Here is a 15,025-nt window from a genome sequence, read left to right on the forward strand (position 1 = left end):
AGCCGGCGCCAGCTAGAACGCCGGCACCACCGCGCCAGCGTACTTCCGCTCCATGAACGCCTTGACCTCGGGCGTGGTCAGGGCGGCGGCCAGTTTCTTGACGCGCGGGTCGTCCTTGTTGTCCGGGCGGCCGACCAGATAGTTCACATAGGGACTGGTCTTGTCCTCGATGATCAGGGCGTCCTTGGACGGGTTCAGCTTGGCGTCGAGGGCGTAGTTGGTATTGATCACCGCCAGATCGACCTGGTTCAGAATCCGCGGCAGGGCCGGCGCCTCCAGTTCCTTGAACTTCAGGTTCTTGGGATTGCTGGTGATGTCCTTCAGCGTGGCCAGATCGCTGGTGGTCTTCAGGCCGACCAGACCGTTCTTGGCCAGCAGCAGCAGGGCGCGGGCCTCGGTGCTGGCGTCGTTGGGAATGGCCACCGTGGCGCCGTTCGGCGCCTCGGCGATCGTCTTCCACTTGCCCGAATAGGCGCCGATCGGCTCGACGTGGACGCCGACGATCGTGACCAGGTTCGTGCCCTTGTCGCGGTTGAAGTCCCGCAGATAGGGCAGGGTCTGGAAATAGTTCACGTCGATCCGCTTCTCGGCGACCTGGGTGTTGGGCTGGACGTAGTCGTTGAACACCTTGATCTCGAGGTTCAGGCCCTCGGCCGCCAGCTTCGGCTTGATGAACTCCAGCACCTCGGCGTGCGGCACGGCGGTGGCGGCCACGGTCAGGGTGTTCGGCGCGCTGGCCTTCGGTTCCTTTGGTCCGCAGGCGGCGAGCGCCAGGGCGGCGAGGCTCAGGGCGACGAAGGCGCGGCGGGCGACCATGAACGGCTCCATAAAACGATCGGATAGGTAGGCTTTTGCCGGGATACGGGTCGATCGGGAAATCAGATTTCCTGAGAGGGCGGCGGCGGAAACCTCGCCCTTCGACAGGCTCAGGGTGAGGTTTCGTGCAAGCCGCGCCAGCAGTCGTCCTCACCCTGAGCCTGTCGAAGGGCGAGGACGGCGCCTCAAGCCTCGTCGTCGTTCGCCGCTTCGGGCGTATCGGGATCGCCGTGGATGATCCAGCTGACCACGAAGTCCGGCGTCTCGCCCGAAAGCGTTGTCACCCCCGGCTCGGCGGCCTTGATCGCAGAGGTCTGGGGCGGCAGCGTGTAGGTGTCGCCGTCATGCTCGCCCAAGAGGTCCAGCACGATCCCCTCGTCCTCGGTGGCGTCGATGACCACGCCGAAGAACTGCTGGCGCTCGGAGACCTCGCCGTCGTCGTCGAGGAAGGTCAGGTTCGTCAGCAGGGTCTTGCCCAGCAGGGTCTTGGCGAAGTCGGCGTCCCAGTGCGGGACTTCGGTTTCGTCGGTCATTTGTGAGACACCTTCCGCACCACCGCGTCCCCGACCATCTGCAACGCCTGCACCAAGACCAGCAGCAGCACCACGGTGACGACCATCACGTCGGTCTGGAAGCGCTGATAGCCGAAGCGGATCGCGAGGTCCCCGAGACCACCCGCCCCCACCACGCCGGCCATGGCGGTGTAGGAGACCAGGGCCACGGCCGTCACCGTCGCGGCGGCGACTAGGCCAGGCAGGGCCTCGGGCAGCATCGCGCCCAGCACCACCTGCCGCCGCTTGGCGCCCATGGCGAAGCTGGCCTCGATCACGCCCTTGTCCACCTCGCGCAGGGCGGTCTCGACCAGCCGGGCGAAGAACGGCGCGGCGCCCATCACCAGCGGCGGGATCGCGCCGGCCACGCCCAGCGAGGTGCCGACCAGGGCCACGGTCAGCGGGATCATCACGATCAGCAGAATGACGAACGGCACCGAGCGCAGCACATTGACCAGCAGCGACAAGACGCCGTTGGCCAGCCGGTTCTGCAGCATCTGGCCCTTGCCGGTCAGGAACAGGATCACCCCCAGCGGCAGGCCCAGCGCGACGGTCAGGACCATCGAGCCGCCCAGCATGGCCAGGGTGTCCAGCGTGGCCTGGCCGATCTCGCTCCAATCGATATTGTCCATCACGCGGTCTCCGACAGGTCGTCCACCCGGACGCCGGCGTCCTGGAACCGGGCGATCGCCGCGGCGACATCGCCGCCGGTGAGGGCCAGGGTCAGCTGGCCATAGGGCGTCTCGCGCAGGCGGTGGATGCGGCCGCCCAGGATCGAATAATCGACGCCGGTGGCGCGGGCCACCTCGCCCAGCACCGGCTTGTAGGTCGCCTCGCCCTGGAAGGTCAGCCGCACCAGCCGCCCGCCGACGCCCGGCGCGGCCGAGACCTCGCCCCCAATCTCCCCTTCGCCCTCGCGCACGAACCGTCGGGCGGTGTCGCTGGCCGGATGCAGGAAGACGTCCTCGACCGCCCCCGCCTCGACCACGCGACCGGCCTCCAGCACCGCGACCCGGTCGCAGACCCGGCGGACCACGTCCATCTCGTGGGTGATCAGCACGATCGTCAGGCCCAGCTCGCGATTGAGGCCCGAGATCAGGTCCAGGATCTGCTCGGTGGTCTCGGGGTCGAGCGCGCTGGTCGCCTCGTCGCACAACAGGATCTTGGGACCCGTCGCCAGCGCCCGGGCGATGCCGACCCGCTGCTTCTGGCCGCCGGACAGCTGAGCCGGATACTTGCCGGCGTGAGCCGTCAGGCCGACCCGCTCCAAGAGCTCGGCCGTGCGCGCCTTGACCTCGCCGGGCGGCCGCCCGGCCAGCTTCAGCGGGAAGGCCACGTTCTGGGCGACCGTCTTGCCCGACAACAGGTTGAAGTGCTGGAAGATCATGCCGACCCGGCGGCGCAGCGCCCGCAGCCCCTCGACGCCCAGGGCCGCCACGTCGTCGCCATCGACGATCACCCGGCCGCCGGTCGGCGTCTCCAGGCCGTTGATCAGCCGGATCAGGGTCGACTTGCCCGCGCCCGAGGCGCCGATCACCCCGAACACCTCGCCGGCCTCCACCGACAGAGACACCTCGCGCAAGGCGACATGGCCGCCCTGGCCATAGGTCTTCGAAACGTCCTGGAAGGTGATCACGCGGCCAAGTCCAAACGGGGGTCTCGCGGCCCAGGGCCACAGGCCGCCCGATTTAGGCGCTCGGCCGCCAAAGGTGAAGGGAAACCCGCGTCGTCAGCCCGCGCGGCGCAGGTCCGGTCCCGTCACCTGGCCGATGCCATCGAGCAAGGCGGCCGCCGTGATCGGCTTGGCCACATGCAGGTCCGCCCCGGCCGCCAAGGCCTCCTGGCGGTGGTGGGCCATGGCGTTGGCGCTGAGCATGATGATCGGCGTACGCCGGCCGGACGGCTCGTTGGCGCGGACGGCCCGCGTCGCGGCCAGGCCGTCCATGACCGGCATCTGCATGTCCATCAGCACCACGTCGTAGGCCGCGGTCGACAGGGCCTCGACCGCCTGAGCGCCGTTCTCGACCACGGTCACCGCCGCGCCGCACGGCTCGAGGATCAACTGCACCACGCGCTGGTTGATCGGATGATCTTCCGCCAGCAGCACCCGCAGCCCCTGGACCCGCACATCGCCCATCACGGAATCGGTCGGGTCCGAGGCGACCTCGGCTCCCGTCCGCTCCAGCGGCAGGACCACCCGGAAGCGGCTGCCGACGCCCGGCTTGGACCAGGCGGTGATCTCGCCGCCCATCATCTCGACCAGGGTGCGGCTGATCGACAGACCAAGGCCAGAGCCGCCGAACCGGCGGGTGATGGTGCCGTCGGCCTGGCTGAAGCGGTGGAAGATGGTCTCCGCCTTGTCGGCGTCGAAGCCCACGCCGGTGTCCTCGACCTCCACGCAGAGGCGCGAGGCCTGGTCGTCGTCGGGATCGTCGACCTGGATCCTGACGATCACCTCGCCCTGGTCGGTGAACTTCACGGCGTTGGACAAGAGGTTGTTCAGCACCTGTCCGATCCGCACGCTGTCGCCGACGAAGGCGCCGCGCGCCGCCGGGCGGCGTTCGACGCGGATGTCGACGTTCTTCTCCTCGGCCCGCAGCCGCGCCACGTCGAGCAGGCTGTCCAGCATCGCGTCCAGGGCGAAGGCCTGGGGCTGGATCGTCATCTGGCCCGCCTCGATCTTGGCGACGTCGAGGATATCGGAAACCAGCCGATCCAGCGTCTCGCCGGAGCGTCGGATCAGGGCGACCATCTCGGCCTGCTGCGGGGTCAAAGGGGTCTGGCAGAGCGCGGCGGCGATGCCGATGACGCCGTTCAACGGGGTGCGGAGCTCGTGGCTCATATTGGCCAGGAAGTCGTTCTTGGCCCGGTTGGCGGCCTCGGCCGCGTCGCGCGCCTCGGCCATTTCCGCCTCGATGCGGCAACGCTCGGTGACGTCCCGGGCCACGCCGAACACCAGCTCGCCGCGTCGGCGGGCGCGCCATTCCAGCCGGCGATAGGACCCGTCCGCGCGGCGATAGCGATTGACGAAGCCGTTGACGTCGCCGTCGCTCTCGGCCCGGTTCATGTTCACGCGCGTGGCCGCGACGTCGTCGGGATGCAGCAGCGACAGCAGCGGCGCGCCCTGCAACGCCTCGACCGGATAGCCCAGCACGGCCTCCCAGGCCTTGTTCACCTTCACGAAGCGTCCGTCCATGTCGCGGATGCACATCAGGTCGGCCGACACGTCGAAGAAGCTCGACAGGTTCTGCGCCGTATCCAGGGCTTGCTGGGCCGACAGGCGCGCCCGCGCCTCGCTGGCCGCCAGCTCCGCCTCGGCGCGTCGGCGATCGATCGCCAGGGCCACCAGCTCGGCGGCCGCCTCGATGAAGGCGATGTCCTCCTCGTCGGGTCTGCTGACCTCTCGGTGGTAGATCGCGAAGGTGCCGACCACCGTCCCGTCCGGCGCCATGATCGGCTGCGACCAGCACGCCGCCAGTTCCGCCTTAGCGGCCAACCCCTTGAAGTCCGACCACAGCGGATCGGACTGGATGTCCTCGACGATCACGCGACGCCCGAAATAGGCCGCCGTGCCGCAAGATCCGACGGCGGGGCCGATCTCGATCCCCTCGATCTCGGCGTTGTAGAAATCCGGCAGGCTGGGCGCGGCGCCCAGCGTCAGGCGGCAGCGCTCGGCGTCGAGCAGCAGGATGCTGCACAGGATGGCGGGGTCCTCGGCCTCGACCGCCTGAACAATGGCCTCCAGCGCCATCGCCAGCGACTCGCCGCCCGCGATCAGGTTCATCGTTCGCCGAAAGGCGCGGTGAGCGGATGTCCGACTCATGACCGGCGCGTCTCTCCAAAGTCGCCCGATCCGACCTAGCACCGCACCCGTGGACGCGCGGTTATCAAGACGCCGAGCATCCGCGACATATGGAAGCAGACAAGCCCCGAGGCTCTTGCGAGCCTCGGGGCGCCGGCTGATCCGCGACGGGACGGGACCCGCGCGGGGTCTACTTGGCGCGCGGCGGCGCGTTCTTCACGTACTTGTCCATCCACTGGGCCATTTCCCAGAGGGTGTGCTTGGTCGACTCCAGCGCGCGGTAGCCGTGCGGCTCGTTGGGCAGGGTGACATAGCGCACCGTGGCCCCCGCGCCCTTCAGCGCGGCGTAGAAGCGCTCGCTCTGGATCGGGAAGGTGCCCTGGTTGTCGTCCGCCTCGCCGTGGATCAGCAGGATCGGATCCTTGACGTTCGGCGCGTAAGTGAACGGGCTCATCTTCGTATAGGTGTCGGTCGCCTGCCAGTAGGTGCGCTGCTCGGACTGGAAGCCGAACGGCGTCAAGGTGCGGTTATAGGCGCCCGAGCGGGCGATGCCGGCCCGGAACAGGCGCGTGTGGGCCAAGAGGTTGGCGGTCATGAACGCGCCGTAGCTGTGCCCACCCACGGCGATCCGATCCCGGTCGGCCACGCCCAGCGCCACCACCGCGTCGACCGCGGCCTGGGCGTTGGCGACCAGCTGCTCGACATAGGTGTCGTTCGGCTCGGCGCCGTCGCGGCCGATGATCGGGAACGACGGGTTGTCGAGGATCGCATAGCCCTGGGTCAGCAGGAACAGGTGGCTGATCCCGGCCGGGCGGGTGAAGCGGTTGCCCTCGTCCACCGTCTGGCTGGCCACCGCGGCGTCGGTGAACTCGGCCGGATAGGCCCACATCAGAAGCGGCAGCGGCCCGTCCTTGGCCTTGTCGTAGCCGGCCGGCAGATAGAGCACGCCCGACAGGGTCACGCCGTCGGCGCGCTTGTAGGTGATGGTCTGCTTGGTCACGCCGGCGAACTGCGGCGCCCGGTCGGGGAAGTTGGTCAGGGCGCGGGCCTTGGCCCCCTTGGCCGTGGCGTGGATGAAGTAGTTGGGCGCGTCCTTGGCGCTTTCGCGGCGGGTGATCACGGTCTTGCCGGCGTCGTCGGCCAGGGCGATCGGAGCCTCGTAATAGGGCGCGGCCGACTCCCACAGCTTGGTGACCTTGCCGTCGGCCAGCGACATGCGGCCGATGAACGGGAACTCGCCCTTGGCCGAGGCGCCGTCGCCGCGCACGAACACCGCCTTGCCGTCGGGCGTGAAGTGCATGACCTCCTGCCCTTGGGCGTTGCGGCGGCCGATCACCTGGCCAGGATCGTTGTACTTGTCCTGATAGTTGCGCTCCAGCATCACGCGGCCCGCGCCGGGCTTGGACGGATCGACGGCGATGCGCTTTTCCATCCGGGTCTGCCACCAGCGGCTGTTGACCACGGCGAAGTCGGACCGGCCCCAGGCGATGCCGCGATAGCGCTGATCCAGGTCGACCAGCTTGGTTGGCGGCGCGTCGAAGGGCGCGGCCGACAGGAACACGCTGTCGTGCACGGCCACCTTCTTGCGCGGGTCGCCGCCGTCCTGGGCCTCGGCCCAGACCAGGGTGGCGGGCGCGTCGGCGCGCCAGCTGATGCTGCGCGGCCCCGTGGTCTCGGCGTCATTGGCCGGCGGCAGGTTGTCGACCAGCGGCCTGTCGATGATGGTCTTGACCGGCTGGCCGTCGACCGTGGCGACGACGACCTCGGTCGGGAACAGGTTGGCCGGCACCAGATAGCTGTAGGGCCGCTTCAGGCGGTTGATCAGCAGGTACTTGCCGTCCGGCGAGACCGACACGTTCGAGATGATCCCCGGCTTGCCGACCGGGCTGGTCTTGCCGTCCAGCGACACGTGGGTCAGCTGCGAGGCGAAATAGTAGTCGAACAGCGCCTCGTCGTGGGCGTTGGCCAGCAGGTCCTGATAGGTGCGGATCGCGGCGCTTCGGCCCTTGGACTCCTGGATGGTCGGGCCGGTCGGCACGGCGCTCGCGACCGGCGGGGCGCCGCGGCCGGCGATGATGGTCTGGACGATCAGGCCCGAGCCGTCCGGCAGCCAGTCATAGCCGGCCCCGAACACGGCGTTGACGACCGGCTCCGTGACCTTGCGGGCCGCGGCGGTCTTGACGTCGGCGACCCACAGCTCGAGGCCGGTCTTGGCGTCCATCACGAAGGCCACCTTCGAGCCGTCCGGCGACCAGGTCGGGGCGAAGAACCGCGCGCCGGCCGGCAGGGCGACCGGGCGGACCTTGCCCGTGGCGACGTCCTCGAACGCCAGGCTGTTCATCCAGTTGGCGCGGGCCTCGATCGGGCCGTTGGCGCGGGGATTGATGCGGTAGCCGGCCAGCCGCAGGATCGGCTCGGAGACGGCGGCGATCGAGGGCAGGTTCTCGCGGCCGAACTGGGCCAGCACCTTGTGGTCGGGGCCGACGCTGACGGTGGGCGTCTGGGGCGCGTCGAGGATCTGGGCGATCGGGGCGGGCGGGGTCTGGTAGCCGTCGGCCGCCAGGGCGGCGCCGGAAAACGCCGCCAACGCCACGGAGGCGGCCAGCGCCAACGCGCGCCGCCGGAAGGAAGTCTGGAACATTGCTTGGGCCCCTCACTGGATCCGCGCCTTTCACCCGGCGCGTTAACGAAAGGCATGGTTATGCCGGGACGCGGCGAAAGGAAACCAATTTTAGTCGCAATTGACCGCTAAAGCCCGATATGGCGCACCATCTTTCGACGAAACGGGCGCAATTTGATTTCCCCATCGCAACATCGTGTCACCCGCGAAATCACGCCGGTCCGGCCGGATGGCGGTCGGTCCGCTCTGAAGCGGAGGCGCGAGGGGATTAGGTCCGGATCTCGCGGACCGACGAGTAACCGACCTTAACGGCGACGTTGTCGCCCGCGAAATAGAGGATCTCGTTCAGTCCGGTCTTGCCGATGAAGTCCATGACAAATGGACCGGCGCCGCTGATGCTCCGGGCGTTGCCGAGGCCGCTCGTCGTGCCGGCGTAGACGTCCAGCTTGCCACCGGAAAGCGCCTTGACCCCGACGGTGAAGCGATACTTCCGATTGTCGCCTTGAGGGCTGAATCCGGACGCCAGGGCGCCCTTCGAGCCGACCGCGCCGGACTTGACGCCCTGGCCGCCCACGATCTTCCACGCGGCTGGCCCCGTCCCGCTCCTCGTCCATCGGGCGGGGTCTTCCATGAAGCGATCGAGGACCAGCTCGTCCCCAAGATCGTCAATCACCGGGCGGGCGACGACCGGCCGAAGCTGCGCCAGCTCGGGCGGAGGGCGGTTGGCCTTGAGTTGTTCGAGGGTCAGCGTCGTGCCGTAAATCTTCTTGGGCTTCGTGGTCAGCGGCACAAGCTGACCCACCCAGGCGTCGCCCTGATATCTTCCGTCCTTGTAGTAGTCGAGGCCCGTTCCGGCGAGGATCGTGTTCTCCACGGGCCTGACGATGGCGACGCCCGGCTTTGGCGCGACCCAGGCCTCGAACGAGACGATCAGGCCGGCGATATCACTCTGCGTCACCTCGTAGAAACCGCCGGGCTGAAACAAGTGGATGAACCGGCCAGGCTCCAGCTGCGTCACGAACGGCTGGGAGCCGCTCGACCAGTGGGTCAAGGGGTACTCGGCGCCGCGCACCCCCACCGGATAATGAAAGCCGAGCCACGGACGCGCGGAGAAGTGGAAACGCGTCCAGAGCCCCGTGGATTTCGAGAGCATGTAGCCGCTGAGGTTCCGAAAACACACGAGCACGTCGGGATCCAGCGGCGCATCCTTGGCTCGAAAGGCTTGGAGCCAGGCCACGAGCTGGTTGAAGCTCGTCGGCGCGGTCGGATTAAGTCGGCCCTGAGCGTACCAGTTGTTCGAGGGAAGGGTCCCCTCGCCATCGGGCAGAGGGCTATTGGGTCCGATCGTATTGGTCACCATCAGCGCCAAGTTGGCGTTCGACGGCCTGCCGTCCCCCCTTCTTGGCGCGAAGGCGACCTTCGTGGGCGACAGCAGGCCCTGGCTCGCCGCCCCGCTGGACACCGTGGCCGCGCCGGCGGCGAGGATGACGCACCGCCGCGATACCTTGTCTGGCACCTTCATCGCCCTCGTTCCGCCTGAGACGCACTATAGCCAAGACGACGCCAAGGTCTCGGCGCCGCGAACGCCGGAGCGAGGACGCTGGCGCGGGGCTCGGGCGCCGCGTCTCAGTTCGGGATGACCGGCGTCGGCGCCTGCATCGTCTCCTGAGCGCGCTGGGCCATGCGGCGCTGGGCCTGACGGTCCTCGGGGGTGGTGCAGATCTTCACCGGAAACTGGCTGCCGGTGACCATCTCCTTGCGGCAGATCACGCCGTCCTTGGGCTTGGCGGCCTTGCCGGCGCTGGCGGCCGGCGGGGCGGCGGTCTGGTCGACAGGGGCCTGGGCGACCGTCGTCTGGGCGACGGCGGTCTGGGCGAGGGCGCCGCCCGCCACGATCAGACCAAACGCGGCGACGGACACGAAGAGACGCATGACATCCTCTGGTTTACCGAAAGGCGCGCCATAGGAGGAAGCCGGGGGCGCAAGGTCAAGTTACGATGCGTCCACGCACGGAACCGAACCTGAAATTGCATCGTCGGAAAGCGCTGGCCCGCCTCGACCCGGACGGAGCGATGGCTTAAGGGGTCTAGGTCACGGGGACGTGGCGGAATCGGTAGACGCGCCGGACTTAAAATCCGTTGGAGCAATCCGTGTGGGTTCGAGTCCCACCGTCCCTACCAGCGCCTCCGGCAAGATCGGAACCGCCGTTTTCGCGTCTCGGGGGAATAAGTCGAACGTCGGGTGATAGACGTATCTCCGCGCCTCGACTCTCGGCAGGATCGCAGAGGCTCCAGCGCGAGGAGACCATCGTGTCCCATCTCCGGTTCGGTCAGAGCTTCCTGGCGCGGTCGCCGAAGGTTCGGCGCCGCGCGGGCCCGGACCGCGGGCCTGTGAGCGCCGCCGCGCGGGCCAATCGCCACGCGACGACTTCTCTTCCTCCCCAAAGTATGCGCTGTGAGTGCCATGGCTGAAGACAAGACCCCCGACCCCGTAGACATCCACGTCGGCCGCCGGTTGCGGATGCGGCGCAAGGATCTCGGCTATTCCCAGCAGGCCCTGGCCGACGCGCTGGGCCTGACCTTCCAGCAGGTGCAGAAGTACGAGGGCGGGTCCAACCGGATCAGCGCCAGCAAGCTGCACGCCACCGCCATGTTCCTGAAGACCCCGATCGGCTTCTTCTTCGAGGGGCTGGACGATCCGGAAGGCGCCGACAGCACCGCCGCCGACCTGGCCAACGAGATGGCGGAGTTCTGGTCCACGCCCGGCGCGCCGGACCTGGCCCGCGCCTACGCCGCCATCCCCTCGACCGGCATGCGCAAGCACCTCTTGGAGCTGGCCAAGGCGATCGCGGGCGAGGAGTAGCCCGTCCTAGGCCGGATCGGCCACGCGCTCGATGTTTCGCGCGCCCGCCTCGGTGAGCGCCGCGACCAGTTCCTCCACCGCCGCGTCCAGCTCGGCGGCGTCGCGGCCGCGCAGCACCAGGTTCGCGCCGTAGACGTCGGGCGGGCTGAAGAACGGATAGCTGCCCAGCGACATCTCCGGGTGGGCCTTGGCCACGGCCTCCAGCGGCGCGGCGATCACGCCCTCGCCGGTGCCGGTCACGCGGACGGTCTTGGACAGCACCACCGCCCCGGTGCGCAGGCGCGGGCCGACGTCCTCCAGCATGCCGCGCATGATCGCCGGCACGCCGGCCAGCACGAAGACGTTCTCCTTCTGAAAGCCGGGCGGGCCCTGGACCGGGTTCTTCACCAGGCTGCCGCCTTCGGGCACGTGCGCCATGCGCCGGCGGGCGGCGTTGGGCTCGCCCCAGCGCTCGCGCAGCATGGCCATGATCTCGGGATGCTCCGGCGCCGTCACGCCGAACGCCTTGGCGATGGAGTCGGCGGTGATGTCGTCGTGGGTGGGGCCGATGCCGCCGGTGGTGATCACATAGTCGTACTTGGTCCGCAGGGCGTTGACCGCGTCGATGATCTCCTGCTCCACATCGGGCACCACGCGCGCCTCGCGCAGCTCGACGCCATAGGTCCCCAGGTACTTGGCGATGGCCGCCAGATTGGTGTCCTGGGTCCGGCCGGAGAGAATCTCGTCGCCGATGATCATGACGGCGGCGGTGACGCGTTCGCTGGTGGTCATCGGTGCGGTTCTCCCTTGCTCATGCGCACTTAAGCCCGCGCTTGGCCCAGGGCAACGACCTCCTGTAAGCAAATGCGGCGACTTCGATGGAGGAGCGCCATGACCATAGCCATCTCCTTCGAATTCACGGGCCTAGGTTGGGCGAGGTTCTGTTTGCGCGTCGGCGACAAGACCTATCAGAGCCCCTCCGTGAGCTATTGCACGGACGCCTTCGGTGATCTCGCTAGGATGGCGCTTTGCGGGGTCACAGGCGCATCTCGATCGGAAGCCAGCTTCGAGCTCGAACCAGGCGAACTCCGGTTCGTGCTCACCCGACAGCCGTTGGACGCCCCCGGCCTGCTTTCGATCCTGGAATTCCCCGATTTCCATCATCCCGTCGCGCCGGACGCGGAAGGCAAGCTGGCGTTTGGCGTCGAGGCCGATGCACGAGATTTCGGGCGCGCGATGCTCGCTGGCCTAGACGCGATCTGGAGCGAATACGGTCAGGAGGGGTTCAATTCGCATTGGCGCGGGCAAAGAGGCTTCCCGCTCGCGGCGACCGAAGCGCTCAGACGCGCTTTGGAGGTCGATGACCCAAGCCCGTACAACGAGGCTTTCGAGGACATGTGGTCGATGCTGATGGACGAGACAGCGGAGGACTAAGTCGCATGCTGCTCCCGCAACCGCTCGTTCACGGCCGTCTGGTCAGTCGCTACAAGCGGTTCTTCGCGGACCTGATACTGGACGACGGCCAAGAGATCACCGCCCACTGCCCCAATCCGGGGGCCATGCTGGGCCTGAAGGCGCCGGGCCTCGGCGCCTGGGCGTCCTGGTCGGACGATCCCAAGCGCAAGCTGGCCTACACCCTCCAGATGGTCGAACACGGGAACAGCCTGGTCGGGATCAACACCCTGCTGCCGAACAAGCTGGTCGCCGAGGCCCTGGCGGCGGACCGCATCCCCGAGCTCTCCGGCTATGCGACGATCAAGCCGGAGGTGAAGTACGCCGAAGCCAGCCGCGTCGACTTCCTGCTGACCCATCCGGACCGCCCGCCGTGCTGGCTGGAGGTCAACAATTGTCCACCTAATTACAACGTGCTCGAACGCCTTTGGCTCGAAGTGAAAAACTGCCACTTCTCAAGAACTAAGGGCTTGGCCGAATTCCCCGACTGCAAGGCCGAACGGTCGACGCGCCACCTCGGCGACCTCGCGGCGCAGGTCGCACAAGGGGATCGAGCGGCGGTGCTGTTTGTCGTCCAGCGCGAGGACTGCGATGAGTTCAGCGCGTGTCCGGACTTGGACCCGGCCTTCGCAAAGGCCCTCGGTCAGGCGGCGGACGCAGGTGTCGAGGTGCTGATCTATGCCTGCGAAATGAAGACCGATGCTGTAAAGCTCAGTCGGAAAATCGCTTGGAGGCGATAGACGGGGCCATGAAATCAACCGTAAACAGTGTTGGCCAGCCCTCGCGTGACGAAGTGCTCGCGAAACTTGGCGAATTGGTCGACGGCCGGATCGACCGAGGTCAGGCCTCGGCTTGGGCCAGCCAATGGCTCGCGGAGGATCGAATACCGGGCTCCAAGGTCACAGTCACCGACATCCCAGCTTGGAACACGCTCGTTTCGATCTCCGGAGCCGACACATACGGCGGTGATCGCCCTTTTCTCTACGATGAAGATGATTTCAGGGATTGGGCTCTGAAGCTGGAAGCCGCACCTCGATAGACTGCAAAGCCGGGAACGCTGAATTGGGGTTCTTAGGCGAAAAGGCAATCGCAACGTCAAGAACTGCCACTTCTCGCGCACGCCGGGCCTGGCCGAATTCCCCGACTGCAAGGCCGAGCGCTCGACCCGGCACCTGGCCGACCTCGCCGCCCAGGTCGCGCAGGGCCATCGCGCGGTGGTGCTGTTCGTGGTCCAGCGCGAGGACTGCGAGACCTTCCAGGCCTGCGCCGACCTCGACCCCGCCTTCGCGCACGGCCTGGACGCGGCCGCGGCGGCGGGGGTGGAGGTGCTGGTCCATGCCTGCGCGATGGGGACGCAGGCGCTGCGGATCGATCGGCGCCTGACGTGGACCCCCGCTCACCTAACAGCGATTTAAGCTGCAATCCCGCAGGCTTCCGCTACCCCTTTGCGCGGTTCGCGAACTGAGGGGATCGCATGAAGGGGACCGTTCTGGCGCTCGCCGTGCTGGCGCTGGCCTTGGCCGGCTGCGGCCGGCAGGATCCCGGCAAGCCGGAAAGCGGCTTCGTCACCGGCCTGCGGGCCGTGTTCGCGTTCAAGGCCTGCACCGGCGAGCTGGAGGAGCGTTTCGGCCTGAAGAAGGTCGTGGGCATCCAATCCAACGCCATGGACCCCGTTCAGGTGGGCGCGCCCGGCAATTGGGACGTCAAGTTCACCGCCGACGTCACCGAGAAGCCGACCGGTCGGGTCACGCGCTACACGGGCGTGTGCCACGTGCGCCGCGATCGGCCCACGACGTTGGACGCGACCTTCGTCAAGGAAGTGCGCCCCGGCGACGGCGTGGTGCGACGCATCCAGCCCGGGAGCTGAAGGCCGTCCTCGCCCCCGGCGGCGATCTGTCCGCGCTCTAATCGCGCCGAGGGTTGAAATTCGTGCTAGGATCGCGAGATACGCCCCATCGCCCCTTATGATCGCCGCGTCGCGGCGGCGACCGCCGAGTAGAGCATGACCCTGGACAACACCCTCGAGATCGAAGCCGAGACCCGCACGGGTCAGATCAAGCTGCACAAGGCCGAGGACTTCGAGGGCATGCGCAAGGCCGGCAAGCTGGCGGCCGAGTGCCTGGACATGCTGGTCCCGCACGTCAAGCCGGGCGTGTCGTCCGACGAGCTGGACCGGCTCGCCCGCGAGTTCATCCTCGACCACGGCGCCCTGCCCGCCTGCCTCTATTATCGCGGCTATCCCAAGACCGTCTGCATCTCGCGCAACCACGTGGTCTGCCACGGCATCCCGGGCGACTGGGCGCTGCGCGAGGGCGACATCGCCAATATCGACGTCACCGTGATCGTCGACGGCTGGCACGGCGACACCTCGCGGATGTACGGCGTCGGCGAGGTCGGCCCGCGCGCCCGCCGGCTGGTCGAGATCACCTACGAGGGCATGAAGCGCGGCCTCGAAGCCGTGAAGCCCGGCGCGACCCTGGGCGACATCGGTCACGCCATCCAGTCCTATGTCGAGGCCCAGCGCTGCAGCGTGGTGCGCGACTTCTGCGGCCACGGCCTGGGCCGCGTGTTCCACGACGCTCCGAACATCCTGCACTTCGGCCGCCCCGGCCAGGGCGCGGTGCTGAAGCCGGGCATGTTTTTCACGGTCGAGCCTATGGTGAACCTGGGCAAGCCGGCCGTGAAGGTGCTGAACGACGGCTGGACCGCCGTGACCCGCGACAAGTCGCTGTCGGCCCAGTGCGAGCACTCGATCGGCGTGACCGAGGACGGCTACGAGATCTTCACCGCCTCCCCCGCCGGGCTGTTCCAGCCGGCGATCCTGGGGTGAGGTGGCGAGATCCTCCCCCTCTGGGGGAGGTGGCCTGAAAGGCCGGAGGGGGCAGCGCGGCATAGGCCGTATAAGCCCCCTCAGTCGGCTGCGCCGACAGCTCCCCCAACGGG

General features: G+C 68.0%; 15 protein-coding genes, 1 tRNA gene and 2 pseudogenes. 9 read left to right on the top strand and 9 right to left on the bottom strand.

What is annotated here, in order from left to right; all coding sequences use genetic code 11:
* Positions 1-12: 12 nt before the first annotated feature.
* Both Q0V34_RS13065 and Q0V34_RS13070 read right to left on the bottom strand, forming a co-directional pair.
* The gene (locus Q0V34_RS13065; protein ID WP_297512575.1) at positions 13-828 is read right to left on the bottom strand and encodes a MetQ/NlpA family ABC transporter substrate-binding protein; all 816 of its coding nucleotides are present in this window, start codon (positions 826-828) and stop codon (positions 13-15) included.
* A 76-nt stretch (positions 829-904) separates the two neighbouring features.
* Positions 905-1,052 (bottom strand): annotated as a pseudogene (locus Q0V34_RS13070) (hypothetical protein); the annotation flags it as partial.
* Positions 1,053-1,160: 108 nt separating this feature from the next.
* On the opposite strand from Q0V34_RS13070, the gene Q0V34_RS13075 reads away from it, so the two are divergent.
* Positions 1,161-1,355, top strand: a complete 195-nt coding sequence (locus tag Q0V34_RS13075) for a hypothetical protein (RefSeq protein ID WP_297512577.1) — start codon at positions 1,161-1,163, stop codon at positions 1,353-1,355.
* Here Q0V34_RS13075 and Q0V34_RS13080 read toward each other — a convergent pair.
* From Q0V34_RS13080 to Q0V34_RS13105, 6 genes are all read right to left on the bottom strand, one after another.
* On the bottom strand, positions 1,346-1,999 hold the full coding sequence (locus tag Q0V34_RS13080) for a methionine ABC transporter permease (protein WP_297512579.1): 654 nt from the start codon (positions 1,997-1,999) through the stop codon (positions 1,346-1,348). The two genes, Q0V34_RS13075 and Q0V34_RS13080, sit on opposite strands and share 10 nt — an antisense overlap.
* Positions 1,999-3,003, bottom strand: coding sequence for a methionine ABC transporter ATP-binding protein (locus Q0V34_RS13085; protein WP_297512580.1), 1,005 nt, complete (start codon positions 3,001-3,003; stop codon positions 1,999-2,001). Before Q0V34_RS13085 ends, Q0V34_RS13080 begins: the two co-directional genes overlap by 1 nt.
* A gap of 93 nt (positions 3,004-3,096) precedes the next feature.
* On the bottom strand, positions 3,097-5,190 hold the full coding sequence (locus tag Q0V34_RS13090; protein WP_297512582.1) for an ATP-binding protein: 2,094 nt from the start codon (positions 5,188-5,190) through the stop codon (positions 3,097-3,099).
* A gap of 169 nt (positions 5,191-5,359) precedes the next feature.
* Positions 5,360-7,810 carry a prolyl oligopeptidase family serine peptidase gene (locus Q0V34_RS13095; protein ID WP_297512584.1) on the bottom strand — a complete coding sequence of 817 codons (2,451 nt, stop codon included), beginning with the start codon at positions 7,808-7,810 and terminating at the stop codon, positions 5,360-5,362.
* A gap of 247 nt (positions 7,811-8,057) precedes the next feature.
* The gene (locus Q0V34_RS13100) at positions 8,058-9,311 is read right to left on the bottom strand and encodes a hypothetical protein (RefSeq protein WP_297512586.1); all 1,254 of its coding nucleotides are present in this window, start codon (positions 9,309-9,311) and stop codon (positions 8,058-8,060) included.
* 104 nt (positions 9,312-9,415) lie between these two features.
* Entirely contained in the window at positions 9,416-9,721 is a 306-nt protein-coding gene (locus Q0V34_RS13105; protein ID WP_297512587.1) for a hypothetical protein, read from the bottom strand.
* 163 nt (positions 9,722-9,884) lie between these two features.
* On the opposite strand from Q0V34_RS13105, the gene Q0V34_RS13110 reads away from it, so the two are divergent.
* Both Q0V34_RS13110 and Q0V34_RS13115 read left to right on the top strand, forming a co-directional pair.
* Positions 9,885-9,969, top strand: a tRNA-Leu gene (locus tag Q0V34_RS13110).
* 283 nt (positions 9,970-10,252) lie between these two features.
* The gene (locus tag Q0V34_RS13115) at positions 10,253-10,651 is read left to right on the top strand and encodes a helix-turn-helix domain-containing protein (protein WP_297512589.1); all 399 of its coding nucleotides are present in this window, start codon (positions 10,253-10,255) and stop codon (positions 10,649-10,651) included.
* A gap of 6 nt (positions 10,652-10,657) precedes the next feature.
* Here the strand turns inward: Q0V34_RS13115 and Q0V34_RS13120 are convergent, their stop codons facing one another.
* Positions 10,658-11,422: a competence/damage-inducible protein A gene (locus Q0V34_RS13120; RefSeq protein ID WP_297512591.1), complete on the bottom strand. Its 765-nt coding sequence runs from the start codon at positions 11,420-11,422 to the stop codon at positions 10,658-10,660.
* A gap of 99 nt (positions 11,423-11,521) precedes the next feature.
* Between Q0V34_RS13120 and Q0V34_RS13125 the strand changes: the two genes are divergently transcribed.
* The 6 genes and pseudogenes from Q0V34_RS13125 to map all read left to right on the top strand — a co-directional run bounded on the left by Q0V34_RS13125 (position 11,522) and on the right by map (position 14,912).
* Positions 11,522-12,064, top strand: coding sequence for a hypothetical protein (locus Q0V34_RS13125; protein ID WP_297512593.1), 543 nt, complete (start codon positions 11,522-11,524; stop codon positions 12,062-12,064).
* A gap of 5 nt (positions 12,065-12,069) precedes the next feature.
* Positions 12,070-12,822: a DNA/RNA nuclease SfsA gene (gene sfsA, locus Q0V34_RS13130; protein WP_297512594.1), complete on the top strand. Its 753-nt coding sequence runs from the start codon at positions 12,070-12,072 to the stop codon at positions 12,820-12,822.
* An 8-nt stretch (positions 12,823-12,830) separates the two neighbouring features.
* On the top strand, positions 12,831-13,121 hold the full coding sequence (locus tag Q0V34_RS13135) for a hypothetical protein (RefSeq protein ID WP_297512595.1): 291 nt from the start codon (positions 12,831-12,833) through the stop codon (positions 13,119-13,121).
* 55 nt (positions 13,122-13,176) lie between these two features.
* A pseudogene (locus Q0V34_RS13140) lies at positions 13,177-13,497 on the top strand (DNA/RNA nuclease SfsA); the annotation flags it as partial.
* A 59-nt stretch (positions 13,498-13,556) separates the two neighbouring features.
* Positions 13,557-13,949 (top strand): hypothetical protein, encoded by a 393-nt coding sequence (locus Q0V34_RS13145; protein WP_297512597.1) that lies wholly within the window; start codon positions 13,557-13,559, stop codon positions 13,947-13,949.
* A 135-nt stretch (positions 13,950-14,084) separates the two neighbouring features.
* The gene (gene map / locus Q0V34_RS13150; protein WP_297512601.1) at positions 14,085-14,912 is read left to right on the top strand and encodes a type I methionyl aminopeptidase; all 828 of its coding nucleotides are present in this window, start codon (positions 14,085-14,087) and stop codon (positions 14,910-14,912) included.
* The last annotated feature ends 113 nt before the right edge of the window (positions 14,913-15,025 follow it).

The organism is uncultured Caulobacter sp. (genome assembly GCF_947036865.1).
Taxonomy (GTDB): Bacteria; Pseudomonadota; Alphaproteobacteria; order Caulobacterales; family Caulobacteraceae; genus Caulobacter.

Excerpts from the sequence above, each read along its gene's own strand:
- map (WP_297512601.1), top strand. The coding sequence starts at position 14,085 with ATGACCCTGGACAACACCCTCGAGATCGAAGCCGAGACCCGCACGGGT.
- Q0V34_RS13075 (WP_297512577.1), top strand. The coding sequence starts at position 1,161 with ATGCTCGCCCAAGAGGTCCAGCACGATCCCCTCGTCCTCGGTGGCGTC.
- Q0V34_RS13100 (WP_297512586.1), bottom strand. The coding sequence starts at position 9,311 with ATGAAGGTGCCAGACAAGGTATCGCGGCGGTGCGTCATCCTCGCCGCC.
- Q0V34_RS13095 (WP_297512584.1), bottom strand. The coding sequence starts at position 7,810 with ATGTTCCAGACTTCCTTCCGGCGGCGCGCGTTGGCGCTGGCCGCCTCC.
- Q0V34_RS13105 (WP_297512587.1), bottom strand. The coding sequence starts at position 9,721 with ATGCGTCTCTTCGTGTCCGTCGCCGCGTTTGGTCTGATCGTGGCGGGC.
- Q0V34_RS13115 (WP_297512589.1), top strand. The coding sequence starts at position 10,253 with ATGGCTGAAGACAAGACCCCCGACCCCGTAGACATCCACGTCGGCCGC.
- Q0V34_RS13120 (WP_297512591.1), bottom strand. The coding sequence starts at position 11,422 with ATGACCACCAGCGAACGCGTCACCGCCGCCGTCATGATCATCGGCGAC.
- Q0V34_RS13135 (WP_297512595.1), top strand. The coding sequence starts at position 12,831 with ATGAAATCAACCGTAAACAGTGTTGGCCAGCCCTCGCGTGACGAAGTG.
- Q0V34_RS13080 (WP_297512579.1), bottom strand. The coding sequence starts at position 1,999 with ATGGACAATATCGATTGGAGCGAGATCGGCCAGGCCACGCTGGACACC.
- sfsA (WP_297512594.1), top strand. The coding sequence starts at position 12,070 with ATGCTGCTCCCGCAACCGCTCGTTCACGGCCGTCTGGTCAGTCGCTAC.
- Q0V34_RS13065 (WP_297512575.1), bottom strand. The coding sequence starts at position 828 with ATGGAGCCGTTCATGGTCGCCCGCCGCGCCTTCGTCGCCCTGAGCCTC.
- Q0V34_RS13125 (WP_297512593.1), top strand. The coding sequence starts at position 11,522 with ATGACCATAGCCATCTCCTTCGAATTCACGGGCCTAGGTTGGGCGAGG.
- Q0V34_RS13145 (WP_297512597.1), top strand. The coding sequence starts at position 13,557 with ATGAAGGGGACCGTTCTGGCGCTCGCCGTGCTGGCGCTGGCCTTGGCC.
- Q0V34_RS13090 (WP_297512582.1), bottom strand. The coding sequence starts at position 5,190 with ATGAGTCGGACATCCGCTCACCGCGCCTTTCGGCGAACGATGAACCTG.